This window comes from Amycolatopsis sp. lyj-109 (assembly GCF_046548995.1).
In the GTDB taxonomy this organism is placed as follows: domain Bacteria; phylum Actinomycetota; class Actinomycetes; order Mycobacteriales; family Pseudonocardiaceae; genus Amycolatopsis.
On the sequence record NZ_JAJPWR010000009.1, the window covers coordinates 148530 to 165546 of the forward strand.

Consider the following 17017-nt stretch of genomic DNA (forward strand, 5'->3'; position numbering starts at 1 on the left):
TTTCACCCTGGGTTCACTCGAAAGGAGTAGTTGGCGATTTGCCTCCTGAATGCGACGTATGGTTATCGCTTGCGAAGCCAGGCGTGATCCGCGAAACCGGTGGCGAGTCAGTCTTTCTTGCAGGACACTCTTGGCGTGATCGAACGCGACCGCGAGTCCAAGGGGTGGACCGGCCTAGGGCGTACTGCTGATATCCTGGGGATACTGGGGTTTTTCGGTATCTCGATGGCGGCTATCGTCGGCTGGCTAAGTGGCGGAGAGGATGGTCCAGTGACTCCGTCGACGTCGAGTTCGCCATCTTCGGTCGATGTGACAGCCTCACCTGGTCCTTCTCCGTCGGGTACGCCGACGCTCACCGCGACCACACCCTTGCCTACGCCGCCTCCGGAGGCCCTGCGTACTCCGCTGTCTGAGTTTGCTCCGGTTTCCGGAAGCAACAACATTGACCTAAAGTTTGACGATGTCACAATGCGTGGAGCGGCTTTCGGGCAAAGCTTGCACTACTCTTGCAGTCTGTACTGCAACAGTCAGTCTCCGGCGACGTATGTGGCCGATCTAGGTGGAAAGTACACGAAGTTCGAGGCGACCGCGGGAATTCCTTCGACAGGAAGAGACGTGCCAACCAAGATAGAGATTGACATGGACGGTCGGCTTAAAGGGACGTATGTCGTGTCCGTGGCGAAGCCCACGGCAATATCGATCAGTGTAGCGAAGGTGCAGCGTTTGCGTATCACCTTTTATCCGCCCGAGAAGCTACGCACTCCGCTGCAGTCGGGCGCCGACATCGCCGGCGGTGACGAACATGTTCTGCCCGACGTTGCTTTGGGTACGCCGACCTTGCAACCATGAGGTTGTAGCGCGTCATCGAGGAACTGTCGGAGGACCGAGGGCTATGCTGCCGTGCCTCGCGCGAGGACGCCGTGGTCGGAGCACGTGCCACACGTCGGGTCACGGCGCGACTGTTGGCATATTTGCCGGCCGCTGCGGGGGAAGCGCAGGAGGGAGTGCTCGCCGCTGTCGGTGTGGAGGTTGGTGACGGCGAGCATGAAGTGGTTGACGGCTTCGCTGGCGGCGAGGCTGTTGAGCGCGATGACGCTGGGCGCCGGGATGTCGTCGACGTAGCGGGCTTGCTGGCGGACGTGGCTCGGCAGCATGTCGAGTGCGAGCTCGGTCGGGTTGATCAGGCCGTTGCACCACATGCAGCCGCTGCCGGGGATGAGCTGGCGGATTGCGACGTGGATGCGGCCGATCACGCCCGCTTCGTCGACGGGGATCTTCACGCCAGCCTGGGTGGCCGGGATCAGGTATTGGTGGACGGTGCGGTCGACCCAGTGTCGGGCGGCGTTGGTGTCGGCGGCGAGAAAGATCCAGTCGCACGTTGCGATCGCCTGTCGGGCGTCCGGGTGCTGCGCTTCTTCGTTGATGACGGTGAGTTTAGTGCCGGGGTTGGCCCGGCGGGCGTTTCGGACGGCGAGCTCGGTCTTGCGCGCGTCGACATCGTCCAGGTCCGCCGCGATGAGCCGCGGTAGGTTGGTCTCGTCGATGGTGTCGGCGTCGATGAGGACGAGGTGGCCGACGCCGAGCCGCGCGAGCAACTCGGTGACGATGGATCCGACGCCGCCGAGTCCGACGACGGCGACCCGCATTCGCGTGAACGCCTGCTGGCCTCGGTCGCCGAACAGTCGGGCCTGGCGGTCGTGCCGGGCGTCGCTAGCCTCGACCGGGACCGGTGACGGGGCGAGTCGGAGGAGGTTCCCGCCGGGGATGACGACCTCCGCGAGGGTGTCGCGGGTGCCGTCGGGTAGCCACAGGTCACCGGCCCCGGCCCGGGGAGTGAAGACCAGCCCGCCGACGATTTGCTTGGTGATCTTGCGCAGGGCGGGGTAGCCGCGTTCGTGGCTGGCGAGGTCGATGGGGGAGAAGCTGACCGAGGTGGTGCCGAAGTGGCTGTGCACCGCGAGGTACGCGAGTTGCTCGGCCCGGGCGCGCAGAGCCGCGTCGCGCACGAACTCGGGTCGGAGGGCGCGGTAGCCGATGGTGCCGGCCACGTAGTCGACGTTGTCTTCGGCGATCAGGAGCTCGCGGGCGAGCAGGCGGTGCCCGCGAGGGCCATCGGCCTGTCCGGCGAGGATGACAGCGCCGTGTTCGTCACGGTCGTCTTGGAACAGGTGCTGCTGGAGGTCGGCCCAGAGCCGGGGTGGGGCAGTGACGCTCCATCCCGACGCGCGCGGATTCACGCCTTGGTGAACCACGAGATCACCTTCTCCGCTTTGAGGGCGGCGCTGTCGAGGCGCGGCGCCACGGTAGGAGAGCGGCGTGAGAGCTGGAGGGCCTGTCGGCCGTTCCAGTCGACCGGCTGGACGGCTTGTCCGTGGGGCTGGCCGTCCGTGCGGCTGACCCGTGCGATGTAGTGCGGGTAGATGTCGGCTTGGGGGTAGGCCGAGCTGACGTGGAAGCCGAGCCAGCTGGTGCGGGGTGTGTAGCGGTCGCCGAGGTGGACGTCGGATACGACGAGGGTGGCGCCGCCGGCGCCGTCCGGAAGGACCTCGACCGGTTTCCCGGCGAAGTGTGCTCGGACGGCGGCGACGGCGGCCTCGACTTCGCGAGTCAGTGCGGTCACGAGTTGTCGTCCGCGGCGACGGCGACGAACTCGTCGTCCTCGTGGACGGTGATCACCTCGTCGTCGTCGACGACGTGGAAGTGGTCACCGCGCTTGACCGACAGCTGGAAGCCGATCCGCAGGTCGGCACCCTGCTCGACGGCGGCGGTCTTGATCTGCGCGCCGTTGAGTCGGTGTTCGGTGAGGATCACCCGGTCGTCGTTGACGATGACGGAGATCCGAACCGGGGGCCGGTCGTGCTGGTCGGAAGCGCGCTCGGTGGTGGCGGACATGGCGTCTCCTTCGGGTCGGGGCCTGTGTTCACACCTTCGGGGTCAGGTGTGCCTAACGTCTCGCAGTGTTCGACATGTCAAACACTACGAATGGAGGGTACCATGGATGCTCGACTTGTCGAACAATGAGCGACGGACGAATTCGAACGGCAGGAAGGTGAGTGCGGGTGGCCAACGCGAGCATCGACGTGATCGCTCTACACGGGGCGTTGGATGCTGCCCGAGAGGCCAGGGAGCTGTCATGGCGCCAGCTGGCCAAGCTGCTCGATGTCAGTCCGTCGACGATGTCAAGGTTGGCGAATGGGAAGAACCCGGATGTCGACGCCTTCGCGGCGATGGTCCGGTGGCTCGATGTGCCCGCCGAGAAGTTCATGATCGACGCCGCCGAGCTTGAAAGGCGCACCGCGGAGCCGCCTGACTTGGTGGCCGAGCTGGCGCCTCTGCTGCGTGCTCGCCCGGACCTGCAGCCGGAGGACGTCGAACATCTGGAGGTGCTCATCGGCTCCGCGGTGCGCCGCTTCAACGCCGACCGGCAGGCGAAGGCGGACTGAGCCATGGGGACGCGGTGGACCCAAGTAGAGATGCGCAAGGTCGCCGCGGAAGAACGAGCGGGCCTGGGGTTGTCCCGGTTCGCGCCTTTGAACCCGTACCTGCTCGCCGAGGAGCACGGCATTCGCGTGTACCCCATCGACGAGCTCGCCGACTGCCCTCAGGCTGACATTGCTGTCCGCTACTTCACGTGCCTGCGCTCGCCCGTCTGGTCAGCCGCCATCATCCCCGTCGGCACCAGCCGTCTCATCGAGAACACCGCCCATTCCGAGGTCCGGCGACGAGCCAGCCTGGCTCACGAGCTCGGACACCACTTGCTCGAGCATGAGTTCACCGAGCTGTTGATGGGAGAGGACGGCTGTCGGCGCTTCGACCTCGCGAAGGAGAAAGAGGCCAAGTTCATCTCGGCGCAGTTGCTGATTCCTGACGACGCTGCCAAGCGCGCCGCGTTCGACGGCAAGACCAACGGCGAGGTCGCTGCCGCCTACGGGGTGAGCGAGCAGTTCGCCCAGATGTGCATGGCCGGCCCGCGCGTGATGGCCCAGCGTGCCTTGGCCAAGCAGACACGCGCTCGATGAGGGGTGTGTGGCGGGCTCGCTGTCCTGGCAGCGTTGAGCTGGTGGCCGCGAAGTCGTCGACTTTGGATACTGCCGGCGTCGGCTGTGCTGGCTAACTTGCACCGTTCACTCACTTGACGGAAACGAGGCTCGAAATGCCTGCCTCGCTCACGACATCCAGGGCTACGCGCCGGACCTGGTCGAGGGTAACCTTCGTCAGGTGCAGAGGTCGTGATGGTGGCGATGAAGTGCCTGTACCTTGTTACCCGCAGCCTGGACCCGACCGGCGCAGGCCGCGCCCGATGGACGATGCGCTGGAAACTGTGATCAACGCCTTCGCCTTCGCCATCGGTGAATGCTGGCCGGGAGCCGAGACCTACTGATCAACAACGCCGGAAACATCGATCACGGGATATACTCGCATACTGCCGATTCGACCTTCATCTGGGCTGCCGGATGATCATGACGAGCTCGTCAATTCCGGCCTGGTTGAGTACATCCAGGGCGATCTGGCGGAGTTGTGCCAGGAAGTTTTCTTGTGAAACGTCGGCTTGCACTGTTGCATCGACCGGTATGAAGCGGCGGATGGGAAGGACGTGGTCCTCGCCATAGCCGAAGCTGTCCACGCTGGTCACGCTGAGCGGTCCGACCGCCGAGTGTTCGATCCCGACCCTGAGCTCGTACTCGGAGATGCCGAAGTTCGTACCTGTCGTTCTCACTAGAGCGAGCAGGTCGGCGACAAACCACTCGATGCGGTTCGAGTTGGCGACGTTGGGTCCAGCGACGCTCTCCCTTGTCCGGGCGCCGCCGACGGCGGCGCGGAGAGAGACCGAGCCGTCGTGGTGGACACTTACCCAAGTTTCTTTCCATGGCTGGGCAGGGTTTCTCGGCGGGACGACCCAGCGACGGAGGCCCGGCCGTGGGTTGCTGTCGATCGATGCAAGGGGATGCGCCGATTGTGGTTTGGTGAGCTTTTGGCTCAGCTTGGACGCCTCGGTGATGACCTGCCGGGCGTCGTACGTTGACATGGGCTCGGTGACCGGGGGAAGCAGCCGGGGGCGCGCAACCCCGATGATCCACGCGAGATCGGGTTCGAACTGTTGGCTCTCGTAGTCGTACTCGTCCTGCAGGCGTGAGGCCGCGTTCCGGCGGTCGTCGAGTCGTGCTCGGTACAGGCGTTCGAGCTGTGGCTCCCGCATCCAGACGGTGTCAGCGTTGTTGCGGATGGGCGCGCCGAAGTAGTCGTTCCGGTAGATTAGGTGTGGCACGTCGATGCTCGGCGGGACCACGACCGCCAGGGCGCGCGGGGAGTTGCCGAGCTGGTGGAAGCGTACGTTGAACACAGGTGGGTGAATGCCACTGATCGCGACTTGGCTGAACGTGCGCTCGTACCGTTCGTCCACGTCTCCGACGTCGAATCGCTCGGTCGCTTTTTTCTCCTGCTCGCTGACTCCGTAGACGATCATGCCGCCGCCGTTGTTGGCCATCGCCGCGATGTCCTTCAGCGCGTCGCTGGTTGAGAGGTCCTTGGCGTTGGGAACCGACCTCTTCCAGTCCAAGTCGTCCGTTTCGGCGACGCCTTCCGCCACGGCGACGTCCACCATCTCGTCGGTCAGCGGGCCTCGCGGACGACCGAGTTCCCGGTGCAGCGCGGTGAACAACATGACGCAAATGTACGCGGCCAGGAACCGCTTCGCTCGTCGATTTTGACCCGCCCCACTAAGGATTGAGTTCCTGACGAGGCAGGGCCTGTACCCGGCGGGCGGCCCGGACGAGGCCGCCGAGGCTGTCCGGTCGGCCTGACCGCCTCGGCCTGCCTCGCGATAGACTTTGCTCGGGATCGATCCGCGCTCAGGTGCGCATGACGAACGGATCGGGGATCCGGTCTTCGCTGATGTTGACCCAGACGCTCTTGAGATGCGTGGACTCCTCGATCGCGCTCAGGGCGCCGAAGACGTTGGTCTCGATCTGCGCGGGCCTCTGCCGGTGATCTCCTCGACGAGGCCGAAGGGGGCATAGTCGGCGTTGTTCACCACGACGTCGAGGCGGCCGAAGTGGCTTGCGCTACCTCGGCGCCGGCACGGCGCTCGCTGCGGCTCGCGGACGCGGATGAGCTCTATGCCCGATACGGCATCCTGGTACTGCAGGCGTACGGCGCCACCGAGTTTGCGCGCGGGATCAGCAGCTTTACCGCGATGGACTTCCGCAAGTGGGCGACGCGAAGCACGGCAGCGTGGGACGCGTACACCCCGGCGTCGACCTCAAGGTCGTCGACCTGGAGAGCTGCGAGGAGCTGCAGGTGCGGGAGCAGGGCAGGCTGCTGGCCCGCGCCAGCCACTCGGTCACGGGCGACGCGACGGCGTGGATCTCGACGAACGACATCGCGAGCATCGACGCGGACGGCTACTTGTTCATCCACAGCCGCCTGGACGACGTGATCGTCCGTGGCGGCTTCGCGATCAACCCGGCCGAGGTCCGCGGAGCGCTGCTCGAGTGGCCCGGCGGCGAGTGAGCACCAGGGACGTCGCAGCGGCCGCCTGACCTCCGGTCAGCTACTTGCAGCTCGGCGACTTCTCGCCGTCAGGCTGCCGGTCGAGAGGACAGCAGACGTGGAAGAGCGTCTTCGAGACCACTCAGGCGACTCAGTACGACCGTGCGGTGCCTGGTGACCGCAGGCGACTTCGTCAGTGGGCGGCGACGTACTTGTCCGTCATCAGCACGTCGCAGTACGGGATTGCAGCTGACACGGCATCGGCGTGCTTTCGTATCATCGGATTCTGTCGCTGGCCGCTCAAATAGGGGACGACATTCGGTCGGGCGCGGCAGCCGAACCCCGTCGGCTTCCGACGTGCCCGCCGAACAGGTGCACTGCGACTGAGTGTGGCCCGGGCGGAGACCGGCGTCGACCTAGCGTGCTCGATGCGGTCTCTAGATTCAGGGGCCCCCAACAGTGTGAAGCTCGTGGATGCGGCCCGGCAGACACAGGATGCGCCTGTGAAGAGGCTAGGTTGTCCAGATGAATGCTGATCGCGCAGCGGAATGGTCGGCGATCGCGGGCATCGCGGGCGCTGTCGCCGCGATCGCCGGCGTCGTCGTCGCGTTGCTGGCGTACCTCATCGGTCGGCACGCCCGGGACGCGAGCCGAACTTCGGCGGTTGCATCGAAGGACGCCGCTGCTGCGGCTGACGCGATGCTGAAAATTGAACAGAGCCGCCGCTACGGCGAACTCGCGCCGCAGCTGTCAGTTGCTCCTGACGGCGTATTCGCCAGATGAAGCCAACGACCTCTCGAGATTGACTTTGACGGTCACAGGCACGATCGAACTGCCGATGTTGGACAGCATCGAAATCCGGGTCCGCGACGATTACCCGCACGCGGCAGGCATCGCAGGCGGTCCCACTGAGGAAGAGTTGGCATCGGTGATCTGGGGACCGCTGCGATTCCGCCCGCACATAGACGACGCCGACTCCCTCGGGCGGGCAACTCCGGGTGTGCCAGCCGTCAAAGGCACTCCAATCGTCCGGATACTTGAGCCGTCTCTGCCACCGCGCTGGACCGACCTCAGGTCATGGCGTCAGCGGTACCGAACGAGCCCCTTGCAGCTGTCTGTCATCTGTCGGTTTGGGACATACACCTGGACCCACGTCATCGATCTTGACCTGCCCGCGACAGTCGCAGACAGACCGGAGATCTGACAGCAACGTTCCCTCAACAGACGATCGCCGGAGACGACCGCCCACAGTTTCACTCAGTCGTAGGTTGCGACAGCTGCAGGTCGGTGGCGAATCTCAGGTTGGGGTTGTACATCAACTCGGTCCTCGGACGCTGGGTTCGTGTCCCCTAGGGACACGAACCTTAGCGTTCAGCTGAAGGGTGATCACTTCCCGCGATGTCAGTACCCTCTGGTATGCCTTGAGCATGTTTGTCCATAGGGGGACTGTCACCGAACTGGCTGATCAGCTTGAGGTTGCGCCGCCAGGGTTCGTCGCTCGTTGCGCTGAGCGTTTCATCCAGTTGTACGGTCGGCCACCTGGTGACTCTGAGAAGGTGAGCTGGCACAACAGCCCAGCTGATTCTGCTTGTGTTGTACGGTGCTGTTCGTGTTTTGTTCTGAGCGGGAAAAAGTGCGACTTCTGGACCTGGTATGCGCGCGGTTGCAGGAGGTGATGCGAGCCAACAGCTACGCACCGGTACTCGATCCGGATGCGGTCGCAGAAGCGCACCTTCTTGCGCGGCACATGACCGCCTTCGACCCGGACATGTCGGCGTGGCATGCGCTCGGCTGGTTCCACTGGCTCCGCTACGAGGCACTCGGTGAGGAGCGCGGTGGGACGGACCGGGTCACCGCTGTGGAGAATTTCCTGCCCTGCTTCCTCTTTGGTGAGGACAACATTCCGGGGTCTTTGTTGACCGAACTGGCCGAGCAAGCCGCGCCGGGGGCTGCCCGATCGCTCGGTCGGGCGATCGACTCCGATGACGCCGAACTCGTCGCGCGATGCGTCGTGCTGTGGGGCGCCATCGCTGACGCCCTCCCGGACGGGCATCGGCTGCGTGGAATCGCGTGGTCCAGCCTCGGCCACTCCTTGCTGCTTAGACACGGCCACACGCGCGAGCCCGGAGACCTGGATGAAGCGATCGCGTCAGGTCGGAAAGCTCTGATGTGTCAGGCCGGCGCCGAGGAGCGCAGTGGGTTTCTCCACAACCTCGGCCTGGCCTTCCAGGTGCGGTTCGAGGAGACCCGCGATGTGGCGAGCCTGGTCGAAGCCGTCACCGCCCATCTGGACGCGGTGGCCGTCGCGCCGCCCGACAGTCCGATCCTGACCACACTGATTTCCGGACTCGCCACGGCACAGATGGTGGCCCATGACCGCGCCGGGGAAAACCCCGCTCACCTGGACGCAACGATCGACGTGCTGCGCGCCGTGCTCGACCGCACCGCACCGGACGACCCGCACCGCGCGGGACGGCTGTCCAACTTGTCGACGATGCTGCAGCTGCGCTATGACCTCCTGGCGAAGCTTGCGGACCTCGACGAGGCGGTCGTCACAGCGTCCACCGCAGTGGAGATCACGCCCCAAGATCACGCCAGGCTTCCGGTGTACTTGACGAGGCTGGCCGACGTCCTGCATGCCAGGTTCGAGCACGCGCGGGACGCTGCGGATCTCGGCGACTCCATTCGCACCGGCCGGCGCGCTGTGGAGCTCACCCCGGCGGATCACCCGCATTCGGTCGTGCGCGTCCTCAGCCTCGCCGCCGCGCTGCGCTGCGAGGGCAGCTCCTCGGGGAGCGAAGAAGCGGTGATGGAAGCGGCGCGGCTGTACGCCTCCGCGGCGCGGGATGAGATCGGACGTCCGGCAGACCGCGTTGCGGCCGCACGTTGCGGCGCGGCGCTGCTGGCCCGATCGGACCCGTCACAGGCCAGAGAGCTGCTGGAAGCCGCCGTGCACCTCCTTCCGGAGGTTGTGCCGCTCGAGTTGACGCGAGCCGACCACGTGCACGTCTTCGGCGGCCTCACGAACTTGGCGGGCGACGCCGCCGCGTTGACCCTCGCCGATCACAGCATCCCGGAGGAATTCCGCGGGTTGAGGGCTCTCGGCTTGCTGGATGAGGGCCGCGCAGTTGTGTCAGGCGCGCGATTTGACCTCCGGGGTGGGTTGGTCGACCTGCGCCGTCGCCATCCGGAGCTTGCGGCCCGGTTCACCGCGGCACGGGATTCGCTGGACCGTCAGGATCGGCCGTCCGTCACGGTCGATCGGCACCAGCTCGTCGACGAGCTGAGGGCCGCGTTGACCGCAATCCGCGCGCAAACCGGCTTCGAGTCGTTCGGTCGTCCTCCGGAGCTGTCTGAGTTGGTGCACGAGGGCGCTGAGGGGCCGGTCGTGGTCTTCAACGTGAGCAAGTACCGCTGCGATGCGCTGGTCGTGACGGCCGGCGGAGTGCGCGTCGTGGCTCTCCCGGAGGTGACACTCGAGGCGCTGATCCGGGAATTCAAGGCCTTCTACGAAGCCCTGCACACCCCTGAAGAGCCGGTAGTGCTACCCGAGGTACTGGAGTGGCTGTGGGACAAGGTGGTCGAGCCTGTTTTCACCGCCTTGGGGTACAGCAGTGGCTCGGAAGAGGCGAGACGCGTGTGGTGGGCGCCGGGCGGGGTGCTCGGTTTGCTGCCGCTGCACGCGGCGGGACACCACGACGATCCGCTGGACGCCCCGGACAGACGCACGACGCTCGATCGCGTGGTGTCGTCTTACACGCCCAGTGTCCGCGCTCTGCGCCATGCGCGCAGGCGAACCGCTGCACGCCCTCCGGTCGAGCGAGCGTTGATCGTGGCCATGCCCACGACGCCGGGAAAGCTCGGTGATCCGCTTCCGTCCGCCGCAGCCGAAGCAGAACTGGTGCGGCGGTTGGTGCCGGGATCCGTTCTCCTTTCCGGGGATCTCGGCAGCGGGATCTCGTCGGGGCCGCCGACGAAGGCCGCCGTACTCGAGAACCTGGCGGAGTGCTCTATCGCCCACTTCATCTGCCACGCCAGACCCGACCCGGTCGAGCCTTCCCGCAGCTTGTTGGTGCTCTACGACAGTCCGGTCGACCCGCTCACGGTGGCAGCCCTGGACGAGGTCGAGTTCGACCACGCCCACCTCGCCTACCTATCGGCGTGCACCACAGCGTCCACGCACAACGTCGCGTTGATCGAGGAGTCGACGCACCTGGCCGCAGCCTTCCAGTTGGCGGGGTTCCCAAACGTGATCGGCACCCTCTGGGGGGTGGGAGACCGCGTCGGCGTGCGGATAGCCGAGCAGTTCTACGAGGCGCTGATGGCGCAGCCGGACCGCGCCGATCCGGCCCTCGCGCTGCACCGAGCCGTGCACCTGGCCCGCGCGCGGTATCCGGGGCGTCCTTCGGCGTGGGCTCCTCACCAGCATTTCGGCGCGTGACACGACAACGCCGAGCAGAACGCGCCCGTGGGGCAGGAGACGTGCTGACCTGTCACGTGGGAGGGCAGGTGAAGGCACGGTGACGGCTGCCGTCGCGGGCGTCACTCGTACTGCATGGTGAAGGGTGGAGCGGCCGATCTGGGATGAGCACCGGGACGCCCGCGGCGGTGGACATGGCGGTGAAGGAATACACCGCGTCCGCGTGGCTGTGGTCAGCGATGCGGGACGGGGGACACGCTCAGGCGAACGTGCCGATGAGGAAGAACGGCGCCCATGTGGCGGGGTCAGCAAGGCAACCGGCCCATCTCGAACACCTGGAGCAGGTCGGCGTCCTCGTCGTCGGCCGGGGCGGCCAGCACGAGCCCGCCGAACAGCGGCTCCTCGTCGTCGAGCACCAGGTGCGTGGTCAGGTGGACCACGTCCCGGCCGCGCACGGCCTCGGCCAGGTTCGCCTCGGTCGCGTCCGCACCGAACAGCACGGTCGCGCCCGCCGCGAAGCAGGCCGCTGCAGAGAGCACCTCGCGACGGGTGGCGGGCAGCGGCGGTGGCTCGCCTCCATACCAGGCCGCCGCGGTGAGCCGATCAGCTGTGCCCGAAGGGGGCGAACGCGGGGTCACTCAACCCGAGAAAGGCGCGCAACGGCGATGCGGCGGACGGTAACTGAGCGAACACGGTCGCCGAGGGACAGTGCACGATCGTTCCAGTTGACCGGCTTTGACTCAGCAGCACGAAGATTCCTTTCGAAATCCGGAGGTTGTCAGTGAAATACCCGCAACTTGAACCGATCGGCACCGGATCGTCCCATCCGGCCTGGCGGTCAGCGGGCACGGACCTCGCGAGCGCCGAGCGATTGTCCCGAGGGCCGGATGACGTCGTGTCGGTGGTCCGGTACGTCGAGATCCTGCGGCGGATCGGTGAGAGCACGCGGGCACGCGAGGTGCTGCGTTCGCTGCTCCCCGAGAGTTGGGACGAGCCTCTGGCCGCGCTGGCCGTAGGCAATACGTACTGGACGCAGGGCTACACCTCCGAAGCGGATGACCACTACGAGAACGCCGAACGCGGCTATGCTGTCGCGGACGACCGCGACGGTGTCTTCGCCGCGCGGATCGGCTTGGCGCGCTCGGCCCGGATCGCCTACACCGCCGGCAAACAGGCCGTGCTCGAGGCGGCGATCGCGGCCGGGGCGGATAGCACGGACACCCATCTGCACGCCGATCTGGACCGCGAACGCTCGGGGTGGTGCCTGCTCGTCGGCGACCACGAGACGGCGGCGGCGCTGGCCAGCCGGGCCGCGGACGTGCACCGCGACGCCGGGGATCGGTACCTGCTCAGCCTCGCCGACGTGCTCAGGGCGCGGGCGCTCAACGCTGCCGGCGACCGGACGGCGGCCGTCGACCTCGTCCAGGCCCAGGTCGCCATCGCCACCGAGATCGGCTCGAACGAGCTCAAGATGGTCGCCGTCGTCTTCTTGGCCCAATTCCTGCAGCGCGGAGTGGCCGTCGGCGGGCCCGAATGGGAGGCCGCCAAGGGCACCATCGCCGACGCCCTCGAAGTGGCGGATGATCCGTTCACGGTGGCTGAGCTCAGCCTGCCGCTGGCCCACCTGCACACCACTGCCGGCGAATTCGCCGAAGCCGAACGCTATCTGGAGTCCTACAGCCGGTACTACGAGTCGGTGGGCGGCAACGCCGTCGGTGAGGCGAACCTGCTGAAGGCCAGAGCCAGGGTGGAACTGGCCCGCAACGGCGGCCGGTCCGTCCGAGGGTTTCTCCGCCTGCCTCGGTCGGCTTCCACGCTGTGGCGGGCTCGCAAGGCGTTTCTCGACTCGGCTCGGATCTACGAGGAAGCGGGCCTGACGGCGGGTGCCGAAGGCATCCACCGTCACCTCGAACTGGTCGACATCCTCGGCTCCGGGCACTCCCGAGGCGCCCGGAAGCTGCCGGGCGCCGCCCGCAACGCCCTCGATCGCGCCCGCGAGCACTTGTTCTTCGCGGAGCAGCAGAACATCGTCGGTGATCCCGCTTCGGCTCGGGAGTCCTATCGGCTCGCCGAAACTGAGGCCGTCGAGTCGGGCGCAACGATGTTCGCGATCGCCGCCGCAACCGGGAGCGCGATGATGGCGCACGCCCTCGGCGACAGGACCGGAACCGCGATGCACATCCGTTCCGCGATCCGCTATTCCGAGACGATCCGCGGCGCCGTGGCCTCCGGCAGCGCGCGGCGATACATCGCCGACACCGTCCGCTCGCAATACGAGCACGCGATGTTGCTGGCCGTCGTGATCGGCGACGGCCCTCTGGTCATGGAACTCGCCGAACGCCTGCGCACCGACCGGCTGGCCGGCCTGCTGCGTCGCAGCGCGGCTGATCTACCGGTCCAGCTGGCCGGGTTACTGGCCGAAATCGCCCGCGTGGGGGCGGCCGTGGCCGAGCGCGACCCCAGCCGGCGGGGCGTCCGCGCCGCCGCGGCCATCGACGACCTCGGTGACCTCGACGACCAGAGCCCGGCCGAGCTGCGACGGCGGCTGGACGGGCTCTACACCCGGCTCAGCGAGCAGACCAGTGATTTGTTCGCCGACGTCTATGGCGCCGAGCCGCTCCGGATGGACCGGCTGGCCGACGTGCGGGTCGACGTCCTCATCGCGATACCCGTGCAGTCGGTCGAGGGTGACCAGCACATCGTCTCGGTGTGGCGCTCTCCCGATGGCACCTGTGTGGCCAAGGACGTTCCCGTGACCGGCGAAATCACCCGGCTCAGGGAGTCCCTGACTGGTGATCGCCACGAAGACCGGCTCAGGCTGCGGGCCGGCGACCTGACCACGTTGAGCGCGATCCTGCCGGATCCCTTCGAACGGCGGCTGCGCGCCGCGGCCGGTCCCGTGCCCGTGGTGGTCATCCCGACCGGGTGGTTGTGGGCGGTTCCGTTCGCGGCGCTGCCCCTGTCCCCAACGGACGGCGGTCTGCTCGTGGACCACGCCGACGTGGTCCTGACCCCGTCCCTGCGGTTCCTGACCGCGCTGCAGGACCGGCCCCCTTCTGAAGCGCCACCGCCGGCGGCGGTGTCCTGGCACGATCCGCACTCGGGCATCGCGGCGGCCGAACTCGACGGCCTGGCGGCCCATCCGGCCGGGCACGACCGGATCACCGAACCCGCGCACGTGACGTCGGCCTTCGTCCGCGGCGGTGACCGCTGGCGCACTGCCGTGCTGGCCGCGCACGGCAACCGCGAGCCCGGTCTGGCGCACGCCGTTTTAGCGGGACCGGCGGTGGTGCTCTCGGCCGCCGACTTCCTCGACGGGACGACGACCCCGCCTCCCTACCTGTCCTTCGCCTCTTGCCACAGCGGCTTCCCCAGCGGGGACGACCAGTACGAACCGCTCGGCCTCGCGCTGGCCGCGCTGGCCGCGGGCGCCACCCACGTGGTCTCCACGCACTTCGAGATCGGCAGCCAGGATCGCATCGTGAGCAGTTGCTTGGCCCAGCTCTACCAGGCACTGCACGCGACTCGTTCCCCCGCCGCCGCGCTGGCCACCATCCTGCGGGCGCCTTCGCTCCGGCGGCTTCCCCTGTACCGATGGGCGGCCGTGACGGTCATCGGGACGCTCTGAGCGCGGGCCGCGGACCGCCGCAATCAGCGGCCGGTGTGCACATGCGCGGCCCACCGGAGCACGTGCGCGGGCCGGGATTCCCGGTAGTTGCGCACCGCGTGGTGGAGAGCGAGCGCGGCCAGCGAAGGATCGGGGTCCGTCCTGCCGCCGCGGGTCAGGAAGCCGTAGGTGTCCCGGGCGATGGCCCGCGCGGTGAGATCGCCGACCGGCCAGAGGGTTCCGATGACCGTGCAGTACCCCGCGAGGGAGAACGCCGACGTGAGGTGCGTCGCCTCGTCGACGTGCCGGGGACTCGTGTCTGCGGTGCTGCATGCGGAAAGGTAAGCCATCCGGGCACCAGTCAGGTTCAGGGCGGTAATCTGGGAGACCGTCAACTGCTGCCCGCGGTCGTCCAGTTCGAGGTGGCTCGCCGTGGGATCACGCCAGTCGCTGACCCCGTGGCAGGCGAAGTGGGCGATGGCGTGCGCGGGAAGCGCGTCCAGCACGGCGGCGCGGGCGGCCTCGCCGCCGGGGCCGGGCAGCACGGTGGCCGTGGGTATCAGGCTGCGGAGCAGCTCGATCTCTTTGGCGACGCCCGGTAGCGCTGCGGATTCCGGTGCGCCAGCCGCTGCCACGACGAGCACGTCCTGCGAGCCGGCCGAATCGGTGGCCGCGGCGTGCAGGAGCGCCCGGGCGGTCGGTGTGTAGGAGGAAACAACCCGGTCCAAGACGGTGTCCACGCTGTGCTCGACTTCTGCCCGGGTTCCCGGGTGGTGTCCCGCCGCGTGCAGGGGCAGATAGGTGGCGATGCCGACCGGGCACCACCGGACGCGCGGCCACTGCGTGCCGGGCGGTGGCGGTGCGGTGTGGCCGAGGTGCTCGAGCACCGGCCGGGTCACGGCGTCCCAAGTCCAGGAGAACACCTGCTGTGCCTGCTGCCCGGCGGTTTTCTGTTGTTCTACTGCGCCTTCCTCGCCGGAAGTCGTCCGGATGGCTTCGCGGAACAGATCGGCGTGGTCGTACACCGCGTCCTCGGTGGCATCGGGAAGGGCGATCACGTCCACGCAATCGCGTGTCGAATCGTGCAGCGCCAAGGCGAAGGAGCGGTGCTCGTGGACCACCAGGTAGACCACCGGGCCTTCGGCCGCGGCATGGCGGAGATCCCGGATCGAGAGCGGCGTGAGAAAACCCGTCAACCTCGGTGTGCCCCGGATCCGCGCGAGCAGGTCCTTCCACCGGCTCAGGACGTCGTGCCGGGCCGCCGGGTCGTTCGCGCCGATGCTGTGGTCGATCGTGTCGAGTTCCTCGCGCAGGCGGGCGAATTCGGCGGCCAAGCCAGGTGCTTGACGGCGGATGAGCGTGAGGTCGCCGCGGGTGTCGAGCGTTTCGGAGAACAGCAGACCCCGGCTTTGCTCGAGCAGTTCGACCGCACGCTCAAGGCGGCCGGCGGCGACGGCGGCGGTCGCCGCGGTCGCCGCGATCCCCATCGTGCCGGTGATCCGGTGGCCGCGGTCGTGCCGGGGCAGCTCGCGCGGCGCGAACAGGGGGAGCAGGGCGATAGCACGTTCGGCCATGGTCACGGCGTGCCCGGCGTCACCCGCGGCCAGAGCGGCATCCGCGGCACGGTGCGCGGCGGCGATGCGTAGCTCCGTCGGCGCTGTTTCCGCGGACCACGCTTCCTCGAGCAGCTTGCCGGCCAGTTCGATGTCTTCGCGATCGCTGGTGATGCCGAACCTGCTCTGCAGGGCGCACCCGAGATTGAACAGGTGACTGCCGATGACGGCGTCCTCGGCTGGAGTCCGGCGCAGGGCCTCACGGTACAACTCGATGGCCTCCTGCAGGCAAGCCGGATCGTCCGCCCGATCGAACCTGCCTCGCAGCGCGTTGGCGAGATTGGCCAGATACCTCCCGGCGAAGGGATCGCCGTCGCCGGCGGCCTCCGCCGACCGGCGCAGCACGTCTTCCGCCTCGGCCAAGACGCCGGGGTCCCGGCTTCGCGACGCTTTGAGCCGCAGCGTGATGCCGAGATTGGTCAGGTACATACCGAGCTCGGTGTGCCCGGTCGGCGTGACTTCTACGGCGCGGCGGAAGGTTTCGATTGCCTCGTCGAGCGGCCCCAGGCCCTCGGTGCGCACGAACAGGATCCGGAGTGCGTTGCCCAAGCTCGACAGGTACGCCCCGAGGCTGCTGTCTCCAGCGAGTGCAGCCACCACAGCCCGGCGGCCTGCGCTGACCGCTCCATCGAGGAGAACGGTGTCCCCGTCGTCTTCGAAGCCGGCCAACAGTACGGAGGACAAGTTCGACAGACGCCGGGCGAGGTAGGGACTGCCGGAAGGGGTGGCGTCCACCGCACGGTACAGCAGCCCAATGGCGTCGTTCAGGTACGTTTCGTCACCCGTCTTCTCGAATCCGTCCAGGAGCGCACCGCCGAGGTTCGACAAGTAGTCGCCGAGGTTGGGATCGTCGTCCTCAGCCACTTCCAACGCGTTGCGAAGAGCGGT

13 protein-coding genes and 1 pseudogene are annotated in these 17017 nt (G+C 67.4%); 8 read left to right on the forward strand and 6 right to left on the reverse strand.

Annotation, left to right across the window (positions count from 1 at the left end):
• The first annotated feature begins 135 nt into the window (after positions 1-135).
• Positions 136-849 (forward strand): hypothetical protein, encoded by a 714-nt coding sequence (locus ACLJQF_RS21635; RefSeq protein ID WP_410611100.1) that lies wholly within the window; start codon positions 136-138, stop codon positions 847-849.
• A 41-nt stretch (positions 850-890) separates the two neighbouring features.
• Here the strand turns inward: ACLJQF_RS21635 and ACLJQF_RS21640 are convergent, their stop codons facing one another.
• The 3 genes from ACLJQF_RS21640 to ACLJQF_RS21650 are packed head-to-tail and all read right to left on the reverse strand — an operon-like array spanning position 891 to position 2892.
• Positions 891-2252 carry a ThiF family adenylyltransferase gene (locus ACLJQF_RS21640; RefSeq protein WP_410611101.1) on the reverse strand — a complete coding sequence of 454 codons (1362 nt, stop codon included), beginning with the start codon at positions 2250-2252 and terminating at the stop codon, positions 891-893.
• Positions 2234-2620: a hypothetical protein gene (locus tag ACLJQF_RS21645; RefSeq protein WP_410611103.1), complete on the reverse strand. Its 387-nt coding sequence runs from the start codon at positions 2618-2620 to the stop codon at positions 2234-2236. The genes ACLJQF_RS21640 and ACLJQF_RS21645 overlap by 19 nt, the downstream gene beginning before the upstream one ends.
• Positions 2617-2892 (reverse strand): multiubiquitin domain-containing protein, encoded by a 276-nt coding sequence (locus ACLJQF_RS21650; protein ID WP_410611104.1) that lies wholly within the window; start codon positions 2890-2892, stop codon positions 2617-2619. The genes ACLJQF_RS21645 and ACLJQF_RS21650 overlap by 4 nt, the downstream gene beginning before the upstream one ends.
• Before the next feature lie 167 nt (positions 2893-3059).
• Here ACLJQF_RS21650 and ACLJQF_RS21655 point away from each other — a divergent pair, with 167 nt between their 5' ends.
• From ACLJQF_RS21655 to ACLJQF_RS21665, 3 genes and pseudogenes are all read left to right on the forward strand, one after another.
• Positions 3060-3443, forward strand: a complete 384-nt coding sequence (locus ACLJQF_RS21655) for a helix-turn-helix domain-containing protein (RefSeq protein WP_410611105.1) — start codon at positions 3060-3062, stop codon at positions 3441-3443.
• 30 nt (positions 3444-3473) lie between these two features.
• On the forward strand, positions 3474-4019 hold the full coding sequence (locus ACLJQF_RS21660; RefSeq protein WP_410611107.1) for an ImmA/IrrE family metallo-endopeptidase: 546 nt from the start codon (positions 3474-3476) through the stop codon (positions 4017-4019).
• 219 nt (positions 4020-4238) lie between these two features.
• Positions 4239-4381 (forward strand): annotated as a pseudogene (locus ACLJQF_RS21665) (IS256 family transposase); the annotation flags it as partial.
• Positions 4382-4438: 57 nt separating this feature from the next.
• Here the strand turns inward: ACLJQF_RS21665 and ACLJQF_RS21670 are convergent.
• Positions 4439-5662 carry a helix-turn-helix domain-containing protein gene (locus tag ACLJQF_RS21670; RefSeq protein ID WP_410611108.1) on the reverse strand — a complete coding sequence of 408 codons (1224 nt, stop codon included), beginning with the start codon at positions 5660-5662 and terminating at the stop codon, positions 4439-4441.
• A 569-nt stretch (positions 5663-6231) separates the two neighbouring features.
• Here ACLJQF_RS21670 and ACLJQF_RS21675 point away from each other — a divergent pair.
• The 3 genes from ACLJQF_RS21675 to ACLJQF_RS21685 all read left to right on the forward strand — a co-directional run bounded on the left by ACLJQF_RS21675 (position 6232) and on the right by ACLJQF_RS21685 (position 10930).
• Positions 6232-6510, forward strand: a complete 279-nt coding sequence (locus ACLJQF_RS21675) for a hypothetical protein (protein WP_410611109.1) — start codon at positions 6232-6234, stop codon at positions 6508-6510.
• Positions 6511-7014: 504 nt separating this feature from the next.
• On the forward strand, positions 7015-7272 hold the full coding sequence (locus ACLJQF_RS21680; protein WP_410611110.1) for a hypothetical protein: 258 nt from the start codon (positions 7015-7017) through the stop codon (positions 7270-7272).
• A gap of 817 nt (positions 7273-8089) precedes the next feature.
• A complete protein-coding gene (locus ACLJQF_RS21685; protein ID WP_410611112.1) occupies positions 8090-10930 on the forward strand; it encodes a CHAT domain-containing protein in 2841 nt (946 codons plus the stop codon).
• A 284-nt stretch (positions 10931-11214) separates the two neighbouring features.
• Here ACLJQF_RS21685 and ACLJQF_RS21690 read toward each other — a convergent pair whose 3' ends face one another.
• A complete protein-coding gene (locus ACLJQF_RS21690; protein WP_410611114.1) occupies positions 11215-11547 on the reverse strand; it encodes a CHAT domain-containing protein in 333 nt (110 codons plus the stop codon).
• Between the two features lie 257 nt (positions 11548-11804).
• On the opposite strand from ACLJQF_RS21690, the gene ACLJQF_RS21695 reads away from it, so the two are divergent.
• Positions 11805-14537: a CHAT domain-containing protein gene (locus ACLJQF_RS21695; protein WP_410611115.1), complete on the forward strand. Its 2733-nt coding sequence runs from the start codon at positions 11805-11807 to the stop codon at positions 14535-14537.
• A gap of 23 nt (positions 14538-14560) precedes the next feature.
• On the opposite strand, the gene ACLJQF_RS21700 is transcribed toward ACLJQF_RS21695, so the two are convergent.
• A complete protein-coding gene (locus tag ACLJQF_RS21700) occupies positions 14561-16993 on the reverse strand; it encodes a CHAT domain-containing protein (protein ID WP_410611117.1) in 2433 nt (810 codons plus the stop codon).
• Positions 16994-17017 lie beyond the last annotated feature (24 nt).